This is a genomic window from Thalassobaculum fulvum, assembly GCF_014652915.1.
Classification (GTDB): domain Bacteria; phylum Pseudomonadota; class Alphaproteobacteria; order Thalassobaculales; family Thalassobaculaceae; genus Thalassobaculum_A; species Thalassobaculum_A fulvum.
Map to the genome: position 1 here is coordinate 37049 of NZ_BMZS01000014.1, position 20934 is coordinate 57982.

Here is a 20934-nt window from a genome sequence, read left to right on the forward strand (position 1 = left end):
CTTCCGCGGCCGTCCGGTGATGCCTGAACTATCGGGGCAACCGGACGCCTGCGCCACCCCGCGAAACCGCGCACCGCAGGCAGTGTCCAACCGGTCTCGCTGCCGCTACAAATGATACGCCGAACCGCCGGGCGGGCCCGCAAACGCCCCGGGGAACCGGCAGAGGGAGGGAGCGATGGCTACGATCCGTCTGACCGCGGCGCAGGCCGTGGTGCGTTACCTGGCGGCGCAGCGGACACGGATCGACGGCGCCGACGTCGCCCTGTTCGCCGGGATCTGGGCGATCTTCGGTCACGGCAACGTCGCCGGCCTCGGCGAGGCGCTGTGGCACGCCCGCGACGCCCTGCCGACCTTCCGGGCGCACAACGAGCAGGCGATGGCGCACGCCGCCATCGCCTACGCCAAGGCGAGCAACCGGCGCCGCGTGATGGCCTGCACCACCTCGATCGGCCCGGGCGCGCTGAACATGGTGACCGCCGCCGCAGTCGCCCACGTCAACCGGCTGCCGGTGCTGCTGCTGCCGGGCGACACCTTCGCGAACCGCCTGCCCGACCCGGTGCTGCAGCAGGTCGAGGATTTCGGCGACCCGACGGTGACCGCCAACGACTGCTTCCGCCCGGTTTCGCGGTTCTTCGACCGCATCACCCGGCCGGAACAGCTGCTGGCCTCCCTGCCCCGCGCCATCCAGGTGCTGACCGACCCGGCCGAGTGCGGGCCGGTGACCCTGTCGCTGTCGCAAGATGTGCAGGCAGAGGCCTGGGACTTCCCGGAGTCGTTCTTCGCCGAGCGCCTGCACACCCCACGGCGGCAGGCCGCCGACCCGGACGAGCTGGCGCGGGCCGCCGATCGCCTTCGCCGGGCCGAGAAGCCGCTGATCGTTGCCGGTGGCGGCGTGCTGTACTCCGAGGCGGCGGACGTGCTGCAGGGCTTCGCCGCGCGGCACGCGATCCCCGTCGCCGAGACCCAGGCCGGCAAGGGCAGCCTGGCCTGGGACCATCCGCAGAACGTCGGCGGCATCGGCGTCACCGGCTCGGCCGCCGCCAACGAGCTCGCCCGCGACGCCGACCTGGTGCTGGCGGTCGGCACCCGGCTGCAGGATTTCACCACCGGCTCGCGGGCGCTGCTGCCCGGCGGCGCCCGGCTGATCCAGCTCAACGTCGCGGCCTTCGACGCCGGCAAGCACGGTGCGGAGCCGCTGGTCGGCGACGCCCGCCGGACGCTGGAGGACCTCGGTGCCGCCCTCGGCAGCCACGCCGCCCCGGCCGCGTGGCAGGCGCGGGTGCGGACGCTGGCCGCCGAATGGAACGGCACGGTCGACCGGGCGACCGCCGCCGGCAACGCCGAGCGGCCGACCGACGCCCAGGTGCTGGGCGCGGTGAACCGCCAGGCCGGGCCCGAGGACGTGGTGGTGTGCGCCGCCGGCGGCCTGCCGGGCGAGTTGCACAAGCTGTGGCGCGCGTCAGGACCCGGCCGCTACCACCTGGAGTACGGCTTCTCCTGCATGGGCTACGAGATCGCCGGCGGCCTCGGCGTGCGCATGGCGCGCCCGGATGGCGAAGTCTTCGTGCTGGTCGGCGACGGCTCCTACCTGATGCTGAACTCGGAGATCGCAACAGCGGTGATGCTGGACCGCAAGCTGGTGGTGGTGGTGCTCGACAATGGCGGCTTCGGCTGCATCAACCGGCTGCAGCAGGCCTGCGGCGGGGCATCTTTCAACAACCTGTTCGCGCATGTCGACCACGTCGCCCAGCCACCCGGTATCGACTTCGCGGCGCATGCCCGCAGCCTGGGAGCGGCCGCCGAGGCGGTGACCGGCATCGCCGAGCTGGAGTCGGCGCTGTCCCGGGCACGGGCCGCCGCCGGCACCACCGTGATCGCCATCGCCACCGACCCGCTGGCTTCGACCGCCGAGGGCGGGGCGTGGTGGGACGTCGCGGTGCCGGAGGTCTCGGAACGCAGCGAGGTGCGCCGGGCGCACGACGACTACCGGCGCGCCGTCGGCCGGCGAAAGGAGACCGCATGACCGTCCGCCTGGGCACCAACCCGATCGCCTGGAGCAACGACGACCTGCCCGAGCTCGGCGGCGAGACACCGCTGGAGACCTGCCTGGCCGAGGCCCGGCTGGCCGGATTCGACGGCATCGAGCTCGGCAACAAGTTCCCGCGCGAGGCGGCGGCCTGCGCCGACGTGCTGCGGCCGCACGGGCTGGCGCTGGTGTCGGGCTGGTACGGAGCAGAGCTGCGGTTCCGCTCGGTCGCGGACGAGATCGCCGCCATGCAGCCGCATCTCGAGCTGCTGGCCACCATGGGCTGCCCGGTCATGGTGTTCGCCGAGGTGGGGGGGAGCGTGCAGGGCATGCGCGGCACGCCGGTCGCCGACCGACCGGTCATGACCGACTCCGAGTGGCGCGACTACCCGGCGAAGATCGCGGCGGTGGCGGATCACATGGCGAAGCGTGGCGTCCGCCTGGCCTACCATCACCACATGGGCACGGCGATCGAGAAGGCGCACGAGATCGACCGGCTGATGCAGGCGACCCCCGACAGCGTCGGCCTGCTGTACGACACCGGCCACCTGACCTTCGCCGGCGACGACCCGGCGGCGGTCGCCGGACGCTGGGCCGGCCGCATCGTCCACGTGCACGCCAAGGACGTGCGGTCCGACGTGATGCGCCGTGCGCTGGCGGAACGCTGGAGCTTCCTCGATGCGGTGATCGCCGGCGTGTTCACCGTGCCCGGCGACGGCTGCGTCGACTTCGAGCGGGCGCTCGCCCCGGTGGCCCGCGCCGGCTATGCCGGCTGGTGGATCGTCGAGGCCGAGCAGGACCCGGCCAGGGCCGAGCCGCTGAAATACGCCCGCATGGGACATGCGCACCTGACGGCCACGGCAGAGCGGCTGGGCGTGGCGATCACCCACTGATCCGGTTTCGGGGCAAAGTTGTCCGGACCAATACCCGGTGCTAGCCTGCCGCCATGCAATCGTTGCCGTCCGCCCCCGGCCCCGACACGCTGCCGCTGTACCAGCGGCTGGCGCAGGCGCTTCGCTCGGAGATTGCCGCCGGCATCCACCCGGTCGGTTCGGGCCTGCCGACCGAGATCGAGCTGTGCGCCCGGCACGGCGTCAGCCGCCACACCGTCCGCGCGGCGCTGCGGTTGCTGGTCGACCAGGGCCTGATCGAGCGGCGCCAGGGCGCCGGCAGCCGGGTGATAGCCGACACTCCGCCGGTCGCCTACGTGCACACGATCCGATCGCTCAGCGAACTGTTCAGCTACACCCGCGACACCACCCTGGAAATCGCCGACGCCGAGACGGTCACGCTCGGCGAAGCCGAGGCCGCCGCCATCCACTGGCCGCCCGGCACACGCTGGCTGCGCATCACAGGGGTCCGGTGGACGGCGGACCGCAGCGAGATGGTCTGTCACGTCACGGTATTCGTCCACGCGCGTTTCGCCGAATTGCTGACCGACGTCAGCCGGCAGGACGGACCGATCCACGCGCTTGTCGAGGCGCGTTCGGGCGAGCGGGTCGAAGAGGCCGTCCAGGAGGTTTCGGCCGCCGCCATGCCGCCGGCCGCGGCCCGTGCGCTCGGCACCCGCACCGGCGCCCCCGCCCTGCGGATCCTTCGCCGCTACCTGGACGCCAGCGGAGCGCCGATGATGGTCGCGGTCAACTGGCACCCCGGCGACCGCTTCGCCTACACCATCCGCCTGCGCCGCGACGACGAGCCGGCATAGGCGGCCTGGTTCGGCCATGGCTGGGTCCCGGATCAGCCGCGCCACCGCGCCTGTCCGGGATGAGGGAGCAGGGGTGATCGCAACCTCGCTCCCCCTACGGCGCGAAACGGCGAACCGGGGCCGGGTGCAGCGCCGACACCCGTTGACTCCGCCCTCGATTGTCTCAAGATTTGTCCGAACAAATTTTCGGAGGATCCGCCGATGTCCGACACGCTCCAGGGCCGCAGCATCGACCCGGGGGACGAGGCTCAGCTGCTCGCCACCATCGACCGCTGGGTCGAGAAGGACGTCAGGCCGATCGCCAAGGAGTACGACCACGCCGACCGCTATCCGGAGGCGACGGTCGAGCAGATGAAGGAACTCGGCCTGTTCGGCGCGACGATCTCGCCGGAATACGGCGGGCTCGGGCTGCCGGCCGGCACCTACGCCAAGATCGTCGCCCGGATCTCGCAGGACTGGATGGCCGTCACCGGCATCTTCAACTCGCACCTGATGCTGGCGCTGGCGATCGAGAAGTTCGGCACCCCGGATCAGAAGGCGCACTGGCTGCCGAAGCTGGCGACCGGCGAGGTGCGCGGCGGCCTGGCGCTGACCGAGCCCGACGCCGGGACCGACCTGCAGGGCATCCGGATGACCGCCCGGCGCGACGGCAACGGCTACGTCATCAACGGCACCAAGACCTGGATCTCCAACGGCATCGAGGGCTCGTGCTTCGCCCTGCTGGTGAAGACCGATCCCGAGGCGGAGCCCCGCCACAAGGGCATGAGCCTGTTCATCGCGCCCAAGCAGGAGGGCTTCCGGGTCGGCCGCAAGCTGGAGAAGCTCGGCTACAAGTCGATCGATTCCGGCGAGCTGGTGTTCGACGACTACCGGATCCCGGCCGACAACCTGATCGGCGGCGTCGAGGGCCAGGGCTTCTACCAGGCGACCGGCGGGCTGGCGCTCGGGCGCATCAACGTGGCGGCCCGCGGCGTCGGCATCGCCGAGGGCGCCCTGCAGCTCGCCCTCGACTACGCGCAGATCCGCCGAACCTTCGGCAAGCCGATTGCCGAGCACCAGGCGATCCAGCTCAAGCTCGGCGACATGGCGGCCCGGGCCCGCGCCGCCCGTCTGCTGGTGCTCGACGCCGCGCGCAAGTTCGACAGCGGCGAGCGCTGCGACATGGAGGCCGGCATGGCCAAGCTGTTCGCCACCGAGGCGGCGCTGGAGAACGCGACAGAGTCGCTGCGGATCCACGGCGGCTACGGCTACTCCAAGGAGTACGACATCGAGCGGCTGTACCGCGACGCCCCGCTGCTGTGCATCGGCGAGGGCACCAACGAGATGCAGCGGATCATCATCGCCCGGCAGCTGGTCAAGCAGGGCGGGCTGGCGTCGTGAGCGCGTCTACGCGGCCGCTGGAGGGCATGCGGGTGCTGACGCTGGAGCAGTTCGGCGCCGGCCCCTACGGCTCGATGCACCTGGCCGACATGGGCGCCGAGGTCATCAAGGTCGAGAACCCGGCGACCGGCGGCGATGCCGGCCGCAGCGTCGGCCCGCATTTCCTGGGACCGAACGACAGCGTCTATTTCCAGTCCTGGGGCTCCAACAAGAAGAGCGTCGCGCTCGACCTGAAGACCCCCGAGGGCCGGGCAGGTTTCCGCAGGCTGGCGGCCGGCGCCGAGGCGGTGATCAACAACCTGCGCGGCGACCAGCCGGAGAAGCTCGGCATCGACTATGCCAGCCTGAAGGACGTGAACCCGGCGATCGTCTGCCTCAGCATCTCGGCCTACGGCCGCGACAACGAGCGCAAGTCCTGGCCGGGCTACGACTTCCTGATGCAGGCCGAGGCCGGGCTGATGAGCATGACCGGCGAGCCGGACGGCCCCCCTGCCCGGTTCGGGCTATCGATGATCGACTTCATGACCGGCATGACCGGCATCGTCGGGCTGCTCGGCGCCGTGATGCGCGCGCGCACTACGGGCCAGGGCTGCGACGTCGACACCTGCCTGTTCGACGTGGCCCTGCACCAGCTGTCCTACCCGGCGACCTGGTACCTGAACGGCGGCGCGGCACCGTCGCGCACCCATCGCAGCGGCCACCTGTCGATCGCCCCGGTGCAGACCTTCAGGACCGGCGACGGCTGGATCTACGTGATGTGCATGACCGAGCGCGCCTGGCGCATCCTGGCCGACCGCATCGACCGGCCGGAGCTGAAGGCCGACCCGCGCTTCGCCGACCAGGCGGCGAGACGGGAGAACCGGGGCGAGCTGGAGCGCGAGCTCGACGCCGCCTTCGGGACCCGGACCACCGACGAGTGGCTGGAGCGGCTGACCGGCCACGTCCCGGTCGCCCCGGTCTACGACGTGGCGCAGGCCTTTGCGAACCCGTTCGTCGAGACCACCGGCATGGTACGCAGCGTGCCGCACCCGGCCCGCCCGGACTTCCGGATGCTCGCCAACCCGCTGAAGTTCGACGGCGAGCGGCCGCAGCAGACCGTGTGCTCCCCGCTCGGCGGGGATACCAGGGCGCTGCTGGGGGATGACGCGAAGTGAGCGAGCGTTCCCTCCTCCGCCCCCGCCTGGGTCCCGGATCCGTACCGCCTGCGGCGGCCCGGTCCGGGATGAGGGGAAAACGAGTGAAGCTCCCCACCCCCCTCATCCCGGCCGAAGCGACGAAGTCGCGCAGAGCCGGAACCCACCCGCCCCTCCAACGCTTGAGGCCCCCATGAAGCTCGAAGGCGTGAAGGTGGTCGACCTGTCGGTGTTCCTGCCGGGGCCGTACCTGACCATGGCGATGGCCGACCACGGCGCCGACGTAGTCAAGGTCGAGCCGCCCGGCGAGGGCGATCCCGGCCGCCAAATCGGCGTCTCCGACGGCCCGACCACGGTGTTCTTCAGGAATGTCAACCGCGGCAAGAAGAGCGTCGTGCTCGACCTGAAGTCGGAGGCCGGGCGCGAAACGCTGTACCGGCTGTGCGACGCCGCCGACGTGTTCGTCGAGAGCTACCGGCCCGGCGTGATGCAGCGGCTCGGCTTCGACTGGGAGACCCTGTCGGCCCGCAACCCGCGGCTGGTCTACTGCTCGATCAGCGCGTTCGGCCAGGACGGGCCATACCGCGACGTCCCGGCCCACGACATCGCCACCGAAGCCTATGCCGGCGTGCTCAGCATCACCCACGGCCGCGACGGCGTTCCGGCGATGCCGGGCCTCGCCACCGCCGACATCCTGAGCTCGCTCAACGCGCTCGCCGGCGTGGTGATGGCGCTGTACCGTCGCGAGAAGACCGGCCGCGGCGACCGCATCGACGTGTCGATGCAGCACGCGACCCTGGCCGGCCTGCCGAACGTTCTGGGCCCGGCGATGGCCGGCCTGCCGCAGCCGGACCCGAAGCACGAGCGGACGACCGGCGGCAGCGCGTTCTACCAAGTCTACGACACCGCCGACGGCCGCCACCTCGTGCTCGGCGGCCAGGAGATCAAGTTCGTCCGCAACCTGCTGGGCCGGCTCGACCGCCTCGACCTGGTGCCGCTGTGCGAGCGCGGCCCCGGCGCGCACCAGGCACCGGTCATCGAGTTCCTGCGCGGGGTGTTCCGGCAGCGCACGCTTGCCGAGTGGATGGCGTGGTTCGAGGGCATGGACGTCAGCGCCGCCCCGGTGAACACCCTGCGCGAGGCGCTGGACGACCCGAACGCCCGTGCCCAGGGCCTGGTCCTGACCGACGAGCACGGCCGCGAGCACATCGCCCCGGTGGTCCGCTTCACCCTTGAGCCGGCCCGCCCGGTGCTGCGCGAGCCGGGGCTGGACGAGCACCACTCGATCGTCGACGGAGACTGATCCCCATGTACGGCAGCAAGCAGATCGCCCCCGGGCGCTGGCGCGAGGACATCGGCCGGACCTACGACGACTTCACGGTCGGCGACGTCTACGAGCACCGGCCGGGACGCACCATCGGCGAGGCCGACAACACCTGGTTCACCCTCCTGACCATGAACACCCACCCGCTGCACTTCGACGCCGAGTACGCCGCCGCCAGCGAGTTCGGCCGGCCGCTGGTGAACTCCTGCCTGACCCTGGCGATCGTCACCGGCATGAGCGTCAGCGACGTCAGCCAGAAGGCGATCGCCAACCTCGGCTGGAGCGACATCAGGCTGACCGCCCCGGTATTCGTCGGCGACACCATCTACGCCGAGAGCGAGGTCACCTCGAAGCGCCCGTCGAAGAGCCGGCCCGGGCAGGGCATCGTCGGCGTCCGCACCCGCGGCCTGAAGGCCGACGGCACCGTGTTCATGGAGTTCGACCGCAACATCCTGGTGCCGCGGGTGGCGGGCTGAGGCATACGCCCGTCACGCCGTGGGTCCCGGAGCCGGGCGCTTGTGCGCCCCCTCCGGGATGACGAGAGTAGAGTGGGGCCGACGCCAGGTTCTCCATCCTCCGTCATCCCGGAGGGGCTGCGTCAGCAGCCGGCTCCGGGACCCACGAAGCGACGGGCGGCAAGACGTGGCCGCCCCTACGTCACCGGGGCCGGGTTGAACAGCACCAGCGAATTGTGCAGCTTCCACTTCTCCGCCCAGGTGCGCTTCGCCCCGCCGGCGACGTCGAGCATCAGCCGGAACAGTTCCCAGCCGACATCCTCGATGGTCGCCTCGCCGGTGGCGATGCGGCCGGCATCGACGTCCATCAGGTCGTGCCAGCGGCGCGCCAGGTCGCTGCGGGTCGCCACCTTGATCACCGGCACCTCGGCCAGGCCGTACGGGGTGCCGCGGCCGGTGGTGAAGACCTCGAGGTTGCAGCCGGCGGCCAGCTGCAGGGTGCCGCAGATGAAGTCGCTGGCCGGGGTCGCGGCATACAGAAGGCCCCTGGTCGCAGCCCGCTCGCCCGGCGCCACCACGCCGGAAATCGGCGCGCTGCCGGACTTGACGATCGAGCCCATGGCCTTCTCGACGATGTTGGACAGCCCGCCCTTCTTGTTGCCGGGCGTGGTGTTGGCGCTGCGGTCGACCTGCCCCTGGGCCAGGTAGTCGTCGTACCAGCGCATCTGCCGGATCAGCGCGTCGGCGACCTCGGGCGTGGCGGCCCGCGCGGTGAGCTGGTCGATGCCGTCGCGCACCTCGGTGACCTCGGAGAACATCACCGTGGCGCCTGCCCGCACCAGCAGGTCGCTGGCGAAGCCGAGCGCCGGGTTGGCGGTAACCCCGGAGAACGCGTCGCTGCCGCCGCACTGCAGGCCGACCACCAGGTCCGAGGCCGGACAGGTTTCGCGCTGCCGGCGGTTCAGCCTGTCGAGATGCGCCTCGGCCATCTCCATGATCGAGCGGATCATCGACTCGAAGCCGACGTGCCGGTCGTCCTGCAGGGTGACCAGACCGAACTCCGGCTCCGCCCCCGCCGGCAGCGTCCCCGGCGGCAGTAGCCGGTCGGGCTGCAGCTTCTCGCAGCCCAGGCTGACCACCATGGCGGTCCCGCCGAAGTTCGGGTTCAGGGCGATGTTGCGCAGGGTGCGGATCGGCACCACCGCGTCCGGCGCGTCGATCGCCACGCCGCAGCCATAGCCGTGCTCGATGCCGACGACGCCGTCGACGTTCGGGTAGCGCGGCAGCAGTTCCTCGCGGATCCGCCGGACCGCATGCTCGACCACCCCCGACACGCACTGCACCGTGGTGGTGATGGCCAGCAGGTTGCGGCTGCCGACCGAGCCGTCGGCGTTGCGGTAGCCCTGGAAGCTGTAGCCTTCCAGCGGCGGCAGCGGTTCCGGACGGCGGGTCGCGACCGGCAGGTTGGACAGCGCCGGCGGCTCCGGCATCCGCAGCTTGAACTCGTTGACCCAGCAGCCGGCCGGGATCGCGTTGACCGCGTGGCCGATGACCACGTCGTAGCGCCGCACCGGCGCGCCGGCGGCCAGGTCGACGAGCGCCACCTTGTGGCCCTGCGGCACGGGCTCGCGCAGGGTCAGCCCGCACGGGAACGCGGTACCGGCCGGCAGGCCGCCGTCGTTGGCGACGATGGCGACGTCGTCGTTCTCGTGCATGCGGATATAGAGCGGCTGGCCCTGGGTCGACGGCGCCATCACGAGGCTTTCCTTCCCGGAGGATTCTGCTGTCGGGCGGGGCCCCGGACGGGCCACCGACGGCCCCACACTATCCGGCCGGCGGCGGTGCCCCAAGCGCGAATCATCGTATGAATTGACGCTCCTTAATTACGTTGATATCAATTAAATAACGAACAAGGGAGCCATGCCATGACCGCGTCGACCCAGCCCATTCCCGATCACTTCCACACCGTCACGCCGCACCTGGTGGTCGACGGCGCGGCGGACGCCATCGAGTTCTACAAGCGCGCGTTCGGGGCCGACGAGGTCATGCGCATGGCGATGCCCGGCAACCCGGCCAGGATCATGCACGCCCAACTCCGCATCGGCAGCTCGACCGTGATGCTGGCCGACGCCTTCGACGGCTGCTCCCCGGGGCCCGACGGATCCGGCCGCACACCAGTCACGCTGCACCTGTATGTCGAGGATGCGGACGCCGCCTTCGCCCGCGCGGTCGAGGCCGGCGCCACGGTGGCGATGCCGCTGGCCGACATGTTCTGGGGCGATCGCTACGGCCAGGTGGTGGATCCGTTCGGCCACCGCTGGTCGGTGGCGACCCACGTCGCCGACTACACGCCGGAGCAGATGATGAAGGGTGCCGAGGAGGCGTTCGCCGCGTTCGCGGCCCAGCCGGCCTGACCGGCCCTCAGCGTTCCGGGAACCAGCCCCGCGTGGCGTTCGCGAACGCCACCAGGGACAGCATGACCGGCACTTCGACCAGCACGCCGACGACGGTGGCGAGCGCCGCCCCTGACTGCAGCCCGAACAGGCTGATGGCGACCGCGACCGCCAGCTCGAAGAAGTTCGAGGTGCCGATCAGGGCGCAGGGTGCGGCCACCGGGAACGGCACCCGCCAGAACCAGGCGGCGGCGTAGCCGACCAGGAAGATGCCGTAGGACTGCAGCAGCAGCGGCACCGCGATCAGCGCGATCAGCACCGGCCGCTCCAGGATCACCTGGCCCTGGAACCCGAACAGCAGCACCACGGTCGCCAGCAGGCCGAGCACCGAGGCCGGCTTGACGGCCGCGGTGAAGGCCCCTACCCGCCGCTCGCGCTCGGCCGGGTCGGTCGCGCCGGCGGCCAGCCGGTGCCGGGTGAAGGCCCCGGCCAGCAGGGGGATGACCACGTAGAGCAAGACCGACAGCAGCAGGGTCTGCCACGGCACCTGGATGTCGGTGACCCCCAGCAGCAAGGCGACGATCGGCGCGAAGGCGAACACCATGACGATGTCGTTCACCGAGACCTGCACCAGGGTGTAGGTGGCGTCGCCGCGGGTCAGCTGCGACCACACGAACACCATCGCGGTGCACGGGGCCGCCCCCAGCAGAATCAGGCCGGCGATGTACTCCTGGGCCGAGGCCGGGTCGATCAGGTCGGCGAACACGCCCTCGAAGAACGCCACGCCGAGCGCCGCCATGGTGAACGGCTTGACCAGCCAGTTGACGACGACGGTGATCACCAGCCCCTTCGGCCGCTCGCCGACATGGCCGAGGCTGGCGAAGTCGACGTTGACCATCATCGGGTAGACCATCGCCCAGATCAGGACCGCGACCACCAGATTGACCGAGGCGACCTCCAGCCCGGCGATCGCCGCGAACGTCCCTGGCACGAGGTTGCCGAGCCACAGCCCGGCGACGATGCACAGGCCGACCCAGACCGACAGCCACTTCTCGAAGAAGCCGATACCGCCGGCCGCCGCGCCGCTACCCGAGACCTCGCTCGTCATCCGATGGATCCTCTGTTCGATGTCCTGCTGTCCCGGGTGCCGCTCAGACGGCTTCGGCGGCCTGACTGCCGATATTGTCGACCCGTTCCTGCAACGCCAGCCGGTCGAGGGAACGGATCGGCAGATTTGCGAAGATCGAGATCCGGTTGTGCAGCATCCGGAACGCGTCGGCGAAGGCGTAGCGCCGCTCGGCCTCGCTGCCTTCGGCAGCGGCCGGGTCCGGGACCCCCCAGTGCGCGGTGATCGGCTGCCCGGGCCAGGCCGGGCAGACCTCGGCCGCAGCGTCGTCGCAGACGGTGAACACGAAATCCATCACCGGGGCGCCGGGCGCCGCGAACTCGTCCCAGCTCTTGGAGCGCAGGCCGTCGACCGGGTAGTTCTGGTTGCGTAGCAGGTCCAGGGCGTAGGGATGCACCGCGCCCTTGGGGTGGCTGCCGGCACTGTGGGCCCTGAACCGGCTGTCGCCGAGCCGGTTCAGGATGGCCTCACCGAGGATGCTGCGCGCCGAATTGCCGGTGCACAGGAACAGCACGTTGTAGACCCTGTCGCTCATCGCCGCCCTCGTTCCGCCGTCCCGCACCCAGGGGCCGGCCATATCACCGCACAGCTCCGGATGGCCGTCGCAGCATTCCTCGGTCAGGAACGCCAGGACGCGCCGCATACCCTCGACATCCACCGCGTAGAACACGTTGCGATGCACCCGCCAGGACCGCAGCAGCCGCGCCCGCTCGAGCGCGCCGGCGTGGAATGTCAGGCTGGACGGGCTGATCCCCACGGCCTCCGCGATCGCACCCGCCGCCATTCCCGAAGGCCCGCGCGCCATCAGCAGCCGGAACAGCTGCAGGCGATGCTCGTTGGCCAGGGCGGACAGCGCAGTGACGGCGGCTTCGATATCCATTTCAAGAATACATGTAACAATGAATCGTCGATCCGTCCAGCAATCCCGACACGCTCTGCCGCCCCCTGCGGCAGGTCGTCAGCCGGGGCCGGCGGCGGCGCTGCGCCGGCTCAGCGCATCGTCGATGCAAGAGAGGAACTCGTCGAACTTCAACGGCTTGGCGAGATACCTGAAGAACCCGGCCGCCAGTCCGCGTTTCACGTCGCTCGGCATCGCGGAGGCCGTCAGGGCGATGACCGGGATGCCCGCGGTCTCCGGATCCCGGCGGAGACGCTCGAGTACCTCGAAGCCTCCCATTCCCGGCAGATTCAGGTCGAGGACGATCACGTCCGGACGCTGCGCCCTGGCGAGATCAAGCCCGATCTCGCCTGAGGGGGCGGCGTACATCGTCACTGCCGGCAAGGTCTCCAGGAGATAGTCCATCAGGGAGACGTTGAGCGGGTTGTCCTCGACGTACAGCACCGAGTAGCCGCCGGCTGCCGCCAACGGCGATGCGTCGCGCGAAGCCTCGAGCGGAGGCCGCGGGGCGGCGGACGCCGCCACCGGCACCTCGATCCAGAAGGTACTGCCCCGGCCCGGCTGGCTGGACGCCCCGATCCGGCCTTCCATCGCCTCGATCAGCCGCTTGCTGAGCGCGAGGCCGATGCCGGTTCCCTCGATATGGGTGAACTCGGCGCCGAGGCGCTGGAACGGAACGAACAGATGCGCCAACTGCTCGGCCGAGATACCGCGCCCCGTGTCGGTCACGGAGATCCGCACGCAGCCGTCCTCGCTCGCCTCGACCGCGACCGTGACCGACCCGTCCGCGCGGTTGTACTTGATGGCGTTCGACAGGAGGTTGAGCAGGATCTGCCGGAGCCGCTGCGCGTCGGCCTGGACGTCGGGGACTGCGACCGACCCGACGAGACCGAGATCGATCCCGGCTTTCTGGGCCACCGGCTGCATGGTCTTGATCGCCTCGCGGAGAACGGAGTCGACCGGGACCGGCTCGAGCGACAGCCGCAGCCGCCCGGCCTCGACGCCCGCCAGGTCGAGCACCTCGTTCACCAGGCTCAACAGGTGCTCGCCGCTCCGGACGACATGCTCGCTGTACTGCCGCTGTTCGGCCGACAGGCGCCCCTCGCGATCCAGCTGCAGGATCTGCCCGAAACCGATGATGGCGTTGAGCGGCGTCCGCAGCTCGTGGCTCATGCTCGACAGGAACTCGGACTTGGCGCGGTTCGCCTCGTCGGCCGCGGCGCGCGCGGCCTCCGCCGCCGCCAGGGCCATCTCCCGGTCGGTGACGTCGAACCGCAGGACGATGATTCCGCCCTCGCTGGTCGGCCGCTCGATGATGTCCACTACGCGGTCGCCGACCCGGACCAGAGTGCTGCCCTCCGCCGCACGGTGTCGCTCGAGCCGCCATTCGAACCAGGCCTCGGGGTCCGCGGCTGCATCGCGCAGTGCCCCGGTCTCGAGCGAGCGCCGCAGGATGGTCTCGAAGCGGTCCCCGACCCGGTCGACCTCCGCCAGCTCCGGCGCGGCCCTGCCGGCATTGCCGTTCGTGTAGATCAGGCGGTCTTCGGCATCGAACAGCAGGAACGTGGCCGGCAGCGACTCGACCGCGTCGCGCAACCGCTGCTCGGCCCGCCGCAGTTCCGTGACGTCCCGTCCGGAGCCACGATAGCCCTCGAACCGCCCCTCCTCGTCGAACACCGGCACGCCGCTGATCCGGATCCAGCGATCGCCGGTGGGGCCGCGCCGGAGGTACTCGAAGTCACGGAACGAACGGCGCTCGCCGAGATCGGCCAGATGCTCTTCCCACCTCTCGGCCGGCATTGCCTCCGGAGCAATCAGTTCCAACCGGGTCCGCCCATAGTGCCACTTCGCGGGAACCCCCGTCGCGACCTCCACCGTGTCGGATACCCACACGATGCGGTGCTCCGCGTCGGTCTCCCAGAACCAGTCGCCCGACGACGCGGCGAAATCCCTGAACCGGGCCTCGTTGAATCGAAGTTCGGAGGCGAGCTGCTCGCGCCGACGGGTCTGGCGAACCAGCAGCCACGCGCCCCAGCCGATCGCGAGAACGATCAGTCCCGTGCGCGTCCCGGCGAGCGCGAAGTCGCTCCAGAACGGCTCCAGGACCTCGTCGTTCCGGGCGGCGACCGTCACGATGAACCCGCTGTCGGGATCGACGGCATAGCCGACGATGCGCTTCGCCTTGTCGGACAGCCCGAGGGTTCGAAACACGCCGTTCGGCGCCCGTCGGACGACGTCGGTCATGAAGGGCCGGCCCGCCAGCGAGGTCCCGAGCAGGCTCGCGTCGAGAGGCTCGCGGGCCAGGATGACGCCGTCGGCCCGGAACAGCGTCACCACGTCGTGCTCGCCCAGGGCGATGCTGCGAAACACACGGGCGAAGTAGTCGAGGTCGACGACACCGCCGGCGATCCCGTTGAAGCCGCCGTCCGGGTCGTCCAGCCGGAGCGAGACGCTGACGATCCACGCGTCGAGGATCTGCGACCGGACCGGGGCCGGCACGTACAGAGCCCGTCCTTCGTCCGGACGGTCCCGAAGCGCCCTGAACTGCTCCTGGTCGGCGACGTTGAGCGGCGGCGGATCGGCGAACAGCGACGACACCTTGCGATTGCCCTCGGCGTCGACCCAGCCGATGGAGCGGAACACCGGCGAGCCGCCGTGGATCGCCTTCAGCAGGCGATGGCTGGTGGCGGCGGCGTATCCGTTGCGGAGCGCATCCTCATGCACCCTCGCGACGGCCCGCAACGCCCGCTGGGCCGCGTCGAAGGTCCGCGCCGTGTGCGCCGCCAGCACGGCGGCCGCGCTGCTCACGTTGCGCTCGGCCTCGACCACCTCCTCGCGATAGTGGCGCCACTGGTCGTAGCCGAACGAGGCGAGCAGGACCGAGATGCCCAGCACCGCAGCCGCCAGGATCTGCTGGCTCGGTCGCAATGCCGGTATGCCTCGTGCCACGCCGTACCCCGGAGCCTGCGGAAGGAGTACGACGCTTTTATACGAATTGCCGTTAAGAGTGTCTTAGCGCCACGCCCCCGGCCTCAGCGCGCCGACAGCGCGGCCTGCAGCCCGGCGGCGCCGGCGTTCGAGGCGCTGCGCCGGATCAGGATGTCCCCGACCGCGGTGCCGGCTCCGTAGTAGGCGGCGTTCTTCTCCGGCTGCGGCCGGATCAGCGACCCGTCGAGCGCACCGCCGCCGAACAGCCCCTTGGACCGCGAGAACGACACCATGTCGGCCTTCAGCGATCCGACCGAGCCGGCGCCTGCGCCGCCGCCGACCGTGCCGACCGAGATGCTGGCGTCGACGCCGACCTTGACCTGGTCGCTCATCAGCTGGTTCAGCCCCTTGTCTGTCATGATGGCGATGACGACCTGGCTGGCCTCGGCACCGATCTGCAACCCGATGCTGCCGCCGGCGAGCTGGTAGAATGCCGGCGCACTCCAGCCGCCGTCCGGGGTGCGCGCAAGCACCACCGCGTCGCCGACCTGGCCGCCGACGATGAGACCGGCCTTCAGCAACTGCGGCACGACCATCACCGCCTTGGCCCGGCGGACATAGGCGGCGATGTCGCCATAGCCCGGATCCGCACTGAGCTCCCTCACGGTCGCCGCCGCGGCATCGACGGTCGCCTGCGGATTCCCGTCCGACTGCTGCGCCACGGCCGGTCCGGCCCCGGCCAGGAACAATGTCGCGACGACGACGGCCCACAGTGCCCGCATGGCTCGACTCCTGCTTCGTTTGATCCATTCTGCCACAACTCGCGACCGCCGCCCCCGGTTGCACGGGACGGCCCGCGCTCCGGCCTAGGCGCCGGACGGCCATCGTCACTAGTATCGCCCCGACGGCCGGCTTCCCGAACCGGCACCGGGGCGAGGACGAGGCGATGACGAACGGCCTGATCGGCGATGCGGAAATGGGGGACGTCTGGCCGGCCGTGCATCCGGGCCGCGAAGCCGGCGAGTACGGCCAGGCCACGATCGAGCCCTGCGGGCCGTTCGAGGTCCGGTCGTTCCAGACCGTCACCCTGACCTACACGGTCGGCCGCTTCGGCCTCGACGACAGCGGCTGCATCAAGATCGTGCAGCGCTTCCCGAACGACGGCGGCCGGCTGCAGGTCGACGATCCGACCGCGATGAACTACGTCGGCGCGCGCGCCAGCAACGGCTGCCGGCTGGTGGTCGTGCCGGAGCCCGACGGCCATCAGCGGCCGTGGGAGCGGTCGCTGCGCATCACCGTCCGCGGCGGCTCCATGCACCCGGGCGACACGATCTCGGTGGTGTTCGGCGACCGCACCGGCGGCTCGCCCGGGCTGCGGCTTCAGACCTTCTGCGAGACCGCGCACGAGTTCCGGGTGCTGGCCGACCCGTGTGCGACCGGGCACTTCTTCCCGCTGCCGGACCGGCCCTGCATCACGATCGTCGCCGGGCCGCCGGCGCGCTGGAAGGCCGTGCTGCCGACCCACGGCCGGCCCGGCGAGGCCTTCGCCCTCGGCCTCAAGGCCGAGGATCTGTGGGGCAACCCCTCGCACCGGGCCGGCCGACCGCTCCGCCTGGAAGCCGACATCCCGGTCGCCGGCCTGCCGGAGCGGGTCGATTTCCCCGACGGCGAGCGGGCGCTGCGGATCGACGGGCTGACGGTCGCGGAGCCGGGCACGGTCCGGATCCGGGTCCTGGGTGCCGACGGGACGCTCCTCGCCCTGTCCAACCCGCTGGCGGTCCGGGCCGGGGGGCTGCGCGGCTACTGGGGCGACCTGCACGGCCAGAGCGGCGAGACCGTCGGGGTCAACACCATCGACGAGTACTTCGCGTTCGGCCGCGACCTCGCCTTCCTCGACGCCATGAGCCACCAGGCCAACGACTTCCAGGTCACCAACGCGTTCTGGGGCCGGATCAACGCCGTCACCGACGCGCTGAACCGCGACGGCGCCTTCGTCGCCTTCCCCGGCTACGAATGGTCCGGCAACACGCCGGTCGGCGGCGACCACAACGTGTTCTTCCGCCACAGCGGCCGGCAGATCCGCCGGTCGTCGCACGCCCTGCTCGAGGACCGCAGCGACCTGGCGACCGACGCCAACACCACTGCCGCGCTGTTCGCCGCGCTGCGCGACGAGGACTGCGTGGTCTACGCCCATGTCGGCGGCCGGCCGGCCGATATCGGCCGCGACGATGGCGGCCGCCTCCGCACCGCGGTCGAGGTCCACTCGGACTGGGGCACCTTCGAGTGGATCATGAAGGACAGCTTCGCCCGCGGGTACCGGCTCGGCCTGGTTTGCAACAGCGACGGCCACAAGGGGCGGCCCGGCGCCAGCTATCCCGGCGCCTCGCAGTTCGGCGCGCTCGGCGGCCTCACCTGCTTCCTGGCCGACCGGCTGTCGCGCGACGGCATCTTCGCGGCGCTGCGCCACCGCCACCACTACGGCACCACCGGCTGCCGGATGTTCATGGACCTCCGCACCACGTTCCCGGACGGCGCCCGGGTGTACGACAGCGACCCCAGGCTCGGCCCGGCCACCGCCAGCGAAACCGACGAAGCGGTCATGGGCGACATCGTCGAGACCCCCGGCGGCCGGCTGCGGCTGCACGTCGAGGTCTCGGCCCACGCCCCGATCCTGCGGATCGACGTGCTGAACGGTGCCGAGCAGATCGCCAGCCTGTCCGGCCACGACGCCGCGGAGCTCGGCGACCGTATCCGCGTGACCTTCCACGGCGCCGAGTATCGCGGCCGCGGCCGCCAGACCACCTGGAAGGGCCAGGCCCGCTTCTCCGAGGCGCGGATCGAGCGGTTCGACCGAATCAACGCCTGGAACCACGACCGGCTGCTGGAGCAGCGCGACCCGGCGACCGTCGAGTACGATGTCCTGACCACCGGCAACTTCGTCGGCTTCGACGCCTGGCTGGCCGACAGCCGCAGCGGCGAGCTGACCGTCGCGACCGGCCACGCCGATGCCCGGGTCCGGCTCGACGATCTCGGGATCGAGCCGGTGGTCGTCGACGCCGGCGGGCTGGACCGCCAGATCCGCATCGTCCGCCTGCCGGACCGCTGCCGCAGCCTCGACATCAGGCACAGTTTCGAGGTCGATCTCGCAGCCGGGCGCGACAACCCGATCTGGATCCGGGTCACCACCGAGGACGGCTACAATGCCTGGTCCAGCCCGATCTACGCGGTCCGAACCCAGGCCTGACATCACGCAGCGATGCGTGTCGGCGTAAAAACATCTATACGGAATGTATATTTCGGTATGGAAGGCAGCCGACGGACGGCCCGATGCGACTGACCAGCTATTCCAACTACGCGCTGCGCTCGCTCCAGCTCGCCGCCCTGCGCGAACCCGGGCTGACCCGGGTCGACGAGGTCGCGCGCGCCCACGGCCTGAGCCGGGCGCACATCACCAAGCTGATCCACGAACTCGGCCGCGCCGGCCTGATCGAGACGGTACGGGGCCGCGGCGGCGGGTTCCGGCTGGCCCGCCCGGCAGATCGGATCACGGTCGGCGAGGTAGTGCGGTTGACCGAGGGGGCGGCCGGGCTGGTCGAGTGCTTCACCCCCGACACCAACACCTGCCCGCTGATCGGCATCTGCCACCTGTCGCGCAAGCTGGACGAGGCGGTGCGGGCGTTCTTCGCGGTGCTGGACGGCGTCACGATCGCCGACATCGCCGGCAACCGGGTTCCGCTGCTGGAGCGGATCGACGCGGCGCTGGCGGCCGACTCGCCGGCCGCCAGCGCCTGACGTCGACGGACAGCGCGGCTCAGGAAGCCTTGCGCTGGTCCTTGAAGTCGCAGGCATCCAGCGCCTCACGGGCGGTCGGCGACATCGGCAGGATCCGCGGCCCGGCCAGCCACTCGCGGCCCTTGAACATGCCGTCCCAGTAGATCCAGGGCAGCATCTTCTCCTTCAGCAGCCAGGCCAGACGCGACGGCAGCTTGCCGTTGATCATCCAGGTCGGGAAGCTCGGCAGCAGAACGCCGCCGTAGCCGAACTCCGCGAGCACGATGCGGCCGCGCTCGACGGTCAACGGGCACGACCCGTAGCCGTCGTACACTGCATGCGGCGCCTTGCCGTCGAGCACCGACAGCACGTTCTCGGCCACCACCGGCGCCTGCTTGCGGACCGCCGCGGCGGTCTTGGCATTCGGCGTCGAGCAGCCGTCGCCAAGACCGAAGATATCGCCGTAGCGGGCGTGCTGCAGGGTCTCGGAGTTGACCTCGACCCAGCCGGCGGCATCGGCCAGCGGCGACCGGCGGATGAAGTCGTGCCCGGTCTGCGGCGGGCAGACGTGCAGCATGTCGAACGCCTTCTCGACCCGCTCGGTCTTGCCGTCCTTGGTCACGTCGAACCAGGCCTTGCGCGCCTCGCCGTCGACCTTCACCAGATTGTGGCCGAAGCTGAGGGTGGCGTTGTACCTGGCGACGTACTCCATCAACGCCGGGACGTAGTCGGCGACGCCGAACAGCGCACCGCCGGCGTTGCAGAACTCGATGTCGATGTCCTTGATGCGGCCGGACCGGGACCACGCGTCGGCCGACAGGTACATCGCCTTCTGCGGGGCGCCGGCGCATTTGATCGGCATCGGAGGCTGCGTGAAGATCGCCTTGCCGCCCTTCAAGGTGCGCACCAGCTCCCAGGTGTAGGGCGCCATGTCGAACAGGTAGTTCGAAGTGACGCCGTTGCGGCCCAGGGTCTCGCGCAGTCCCTCGACCTTGTCCCAGTCGAGCTTCAGCCCCGGGGACACCACCAGGGCGCGGTAGCCGATGCGGCCGCCGTCCTCCAGGATCACCTCGCTGCGTTCAGGCGCGAAGCCGGAGACCGCGGTGCGGATCCACTTCACCCCCTTCGGCATCACACTCGCCATCGGACGCATGGTGTCGGCGCGGTCGAACACCCCGCCGCCGACCAGCGTCCAGCCCGGCTGGTAGTAGTGGTCGTCGCGCGGCTCGACGATCGCGATGTCGAGGCCCGGACGGCGTTTCAGCAGGCTGGCCGCCGTCGCGATGCCGCCGGCGCCGCCGCCGACGATCACCACGTCGTGCCGGACCGCCGGCGCCGGCGGCAGCACCTTGCCGGTCGCCGCCTCCAGCCGCGGGCGCAGCGCCTGCAGGTCGTAGCCGGCACCGCCGACCGCTTCCAGGATCGCGTCGGCCGACAGCCGCGGGGCCTTCGACAGCGCCCACAGCGTGCTCGAGCGCGTGCCGGTCCGGCAGTAGGCCAGGACCGGACCGGGCAGCTCCGAAAGGGCTCGGCCGAATTCGGACACGTCGCCGTCGGTCACCTGTCCGGAGACCACCGGGACGTTCCGGAACCCGAGCCCGTGGTCCTCGGCCGCCTGGCGGATCTCGTCCGACCGCGGCTGCGGGTCGCTCTCGCCGTCGGGACGGTTGCAGACGATGCTGCGGTAGCCCTGGGCCGCGGCGGCGCCAACGTCCTCGACCGTGATCTGCGGGCTGACGGCGAACTCGGGCGAGATGCGCCTGATCTCCATGGGTGTCTCCTCCTCGGATCG

At 70.8% G+C, this 20934-nt stretch carries 16 protein-coding genes; 10 read left to right on the plus strand and 6 right to left on the minus strand.

Annotated features, from left to right (window positions below):
* Window positions 1-175: 175 nt before the first annotated feature.
* The 7 genes from iolD (at window position 176) to IE246_RS25210 (ending at window position 8047) form a co-directional block, all read left to right on the plus strand.
* Window positions 176-2023: a 3D-(3,5/4)-trihydroxycyclohexane-1,2-dione acylhydrolase (decyclizing) gene (gene iolD / locus IE246_RS25180; RefSeq protein WP_189994948.1), complete on the plus strand. Its 1848-nt coding sequence runs from the start codon at window positions 176-178 to the stop codon at window positions 2021-2023.
* Window positions 2020-2919 (plus strand): myo-inosose-2 dehydratase, encoded by a 900-nt coding sequence (gene iolE / locus IE246_RS25185; RefSeq protein ID WP_189994950.1) that lies wholly within the window; start codon window positions 2020-2022, stop codon window positions 2917-2919. Before iolD ends, iolE begins: the two co-directional genes overlap by 4 nt.
* 53 nt (window positions 2920-2972) lie before the next feature.
* Window positions 2973-3734: a GntR family transcriptional regulator gene (locus tag IE246_RS25190; protein WP_189994952.1), complete on the plus strand. Its 762-nt coding sequence runs from the start codon at window positions 2973-2975 to the stop codon at window positions 3732-3734.
* 201 nt (window positions 3735-3935) lie between these two features.
* The gene (locus IE246_RS25195; RefSeq protein ID WP_189994954.1) at window positions 3936-5114 is read left to right on the plus strand and encodes an acyl-CoA dehydrogenase family protein; all 1179 of its coding nucleotides are present in this window, start codon (window positions 3936-3938) and stop codon (window positions 5112-5114) included.
* Window positions 5111-6268: a CaiB/BaiF CoA transferase family protein gene (locus tag IE246_RS25200; protein WP_229837493.1), complete on the plus strand. Its 1158-nt coding sequence runs from the start codon at window positions 5111-5113 to the stop codon at window positions 6266-6268. Before IE246_RS25195 ends, IE246_RS25200 begins: the two co-directional genes overlap by 4 nt.
* Before the next feature lie 172 nt (window positions 6269-6440).
* Window positions 6441-7550 (plus strand): CaiB/BaiF CoA transferase family protein, encoded by a 1110-nt coding sequence (locus tag IE246_RS25205; protein WP_189994955.1) that lies wholly within the window; start codon window positions 6441-6443, stop codon window positions 7548-7550.
* A gap of 5 nt (window positions 7551-7555) precedes the next feature.
* Window positions 7556-8047, plus strand: a complete 492-nt coding sequence (locus IE246_RS25210; protein WP_189994956.1) for a MaoC family dehydratase — start codon at window positions 7556-7558, stop codon at window positions 8045-8047.
* Window positions 8048-8223: 176 nt separating this feature from the next.
* Here the strand turns inward: IE246_RS25210 and garD are convergent, their stop codons facing one another.
* Entirely contained in the window at window positions 8224-9780 is a 1557-nt protein-coding gene (gene garD, locus IE246_RS25215; protein ID WP_189994957.1) for a galactarate dehydratase, read from the minus strand.
* Between the two features lie 171 nt (window positions 9781-9951).
* Between garD and IE246_RS25220 the strand changes: the two genes are divergently transcribed.
* A complete protein-coding gene (locus IE246_RS25220) occupies window positions 9952-10440 on the plus strand; it encodes a VOC family protein (RefSeq protein WP_189994958.1) in 489 nt (162 codons plus the stop codon).
* A 7-nt stretch (window positions 10441-10447) separates the two neighbouring features.
* Here the strand turns inward: IE246_RS25220 and arsB are convergent, their stop codons facing one another.
* From arsB to IE246_RS25240, 4 genes are all read right to left on the minus strand, one after another.
* The gene (arsB, locus tag IE246_RS25225; RefSeq protein ID WP_189994959.1) at window positions 10448-11527 is read right to left on the minus strand and encodes an ACR3 family arsenite efflux transporter; all 1080 of its coding nucleotides are present in this window, start codon (window positions 11525-11527) and stop codon (window positions 10448-10450) included.
* Between the two features lie 43 nt (window positions 11528-11570).
* Window positions 11571-12425 carry an arsenate reductase/protein-tyrosine-phosphatase family protein gene (locus tag IE246_RS28305; RefSeq protein WP_189994960.1) on the minus strand — a complete coding sequence of 285 codons (855 nt, stop codon included), beginning with the start codon at window positions 12423-12425 and terminating at the stop codon, window positions 11571-11573.
* Between the two features lie 78 nt (window positions 12426-12503).
* Window positions 12504-15392 (minus strand): ATP-binding protein, encoded by a 2889-nt coding sequence (locus tag IE246_RS25235; RefSeq protein WP_189994962.1) that lies wholly within the window; start codon window positions 15390-15392, stop codon window positions 12504-12506.
* An 83-nt stretch (window positions 15393-15475) separates the two neighbouring features.
* The gene (locus tag IE246_RS25240; RefSeq protein WP_189994964.1) at window positions 15476-16153 is read right to left on the minus strand and encodes a lipid-binding SYLF domain-containing protein; all 678 of its coding nucleotides are present in this window, start codon (window positions 16151-16153) and stop codon (window positions 15476-15478) included.
* A 164-nt stretch (window positions 16154-16317) separates the two neighbouring features.
* Between IE246_RS25240 and IE246_RS25245 the strand changes: the two genes are divergently transcribed.
* Both IE246_RS25245 and IE246_RS25250 read left to right on the plus strand, forming a co-directional pair.
* The gene (locus tag IE246_RS25245; protein ID WP_189994966.1) at window positions 16318-18615 is read left to right on the plus strand and encodes a DUF3604 domain-containing protein; all 2298 of its coding nucleotides are present in this window, start codon (window positions 16318-16320) and stop codon (window positions 18613-18615) included.
* An 83-nt stretch (window positions 18616-18698) separates the two neighbouring features.
* Complete coding sequence (locus IE246_RS25250) at window positions 18699-19163, plus strand: RrF2 family transcriptional regulator (protein WP_189994968.1); 465 nt, start codon at window positions 18699-18701, stop codon at window positions 19161-19163.
* A gap of 19 nt (window positions 19164-19182) precedes the next feature.
* On the opposite strand, the gene IE246_RS25255 is transcribed toward IE246_RS25250, so the two are convergent.
* Entirely contained in the window at window positions 19183-20913 is a 1731-nt protein-coding gene (locus IE246_RS25255; protein WP_189994970.1) for a bifunctional protein tyrosine phosphatase family protein/NAD(P)/FAD-dependent oxidoreductase, read from the minus strand.
* Between the last annotated feature and the right edge of the window lie 21 nt (window positions 20914-20934).

Excerpts from the sequence above, each read along its gene's own strand:
- iolD (WP_189994948.1), top strand. The coding sequence starts at position 176 with ATGGCTACGATCCGTCTGACCGCGGCGCAGGCCGTGGTGCGTTACCTG.
- iolE (WP_189994950.1), top strand. The coding sequence starts at position 2,020 with ATGACCGTCCGCCTGGGCACCAACCCGATCGCCTGGAGCAACGACGAC.
- IE246_RS25190 (WP_189994952.1), top strand. The coding sequence starts at position 2,973 with ATGCAATCGTTGCCGTCCGCCCCCGGCCCCGACACGCTGCCGCTGTAC.
- IE246_RS25195 (WP_189994954.1), top strand. The coding sequence starts at position 3,936 with ATGTCCGACACGCTCCAGGGCCGCAGCATCGACCCGGGGGACGAGGCT.
- IE246_RS25205 (WP_189994955.1), top strand. The coding sequence starts at position 6,441 with ATGAAGCTCGAAGGCGTGAAGGTGGTCGACCTGTCGGTGTTCCTGCCG.
- IE246_RS25210 (WP_189994956.1), top strand. The coding sequence starts at position 7,556 with ATGTACGGCAGCAAGCAGATCGCCCCCGGGCGCTGGCGCGAGGACATC.
- garD (WP_189994957.1), bottom strand. The coding sequence starts at position 9,780 with ATGGCGCCGTCGACCCAGGGCCAGCCGCTCTATATCCGCATGCACGAG.
- IE246_RS25220 (WP_189994958.1), top strand. The coding sequence starts at position 9,952 with ATGACCGCGTCGACCCAGCCCATTCCCGATCACTTCCACACCGTCACG.
- arsB (WP_189994959.1), bottom strand. The coding sequence starts at position 11,527 with ATGACGAGCGAGGTCTCGGGTAGCGGCGCGGCGGCCGGCGGTATCGGC.
- IE246_RS28305 (WP_189994960.1), bottom strand. The coding sequence starts at position 12,425 with ATGGATATCGAAGCCGCCGTCACTGCGCTGTCCGCCCTGGCCAACGAG.
- IE246_RS25240 (WP_189994964.1), bottom strand. The coding sequence starts at position 16,153 with ATGCGGGCACTGTGGGCCGTCGTCGTCGCGACATTGTTCCTGGCCGGG.
- IE246_RS25245 (WP_189994966.1), top strand. The coding sequence starts at position 16,318 with ATGACGAACGGCCTGATCGGCGATGCGGAAATGGGGGACGTCTGGCCG.
- IE246_RS25250 (WP_189994968.1), top strand. The coding sequence starts at position 18,699 with ATGCGACTGACCAGCTATTCCAACTACGCGCTGCGCTCGCTCCAGCTC.
- IE246_RS25255 (WP_189994970.1), bottom strand. The coding sequence starts at position 20,913 with ATGGAGATCAGGCGCATCTCGCCCGAGTTCGCCGTCAGCCCGCAGATC.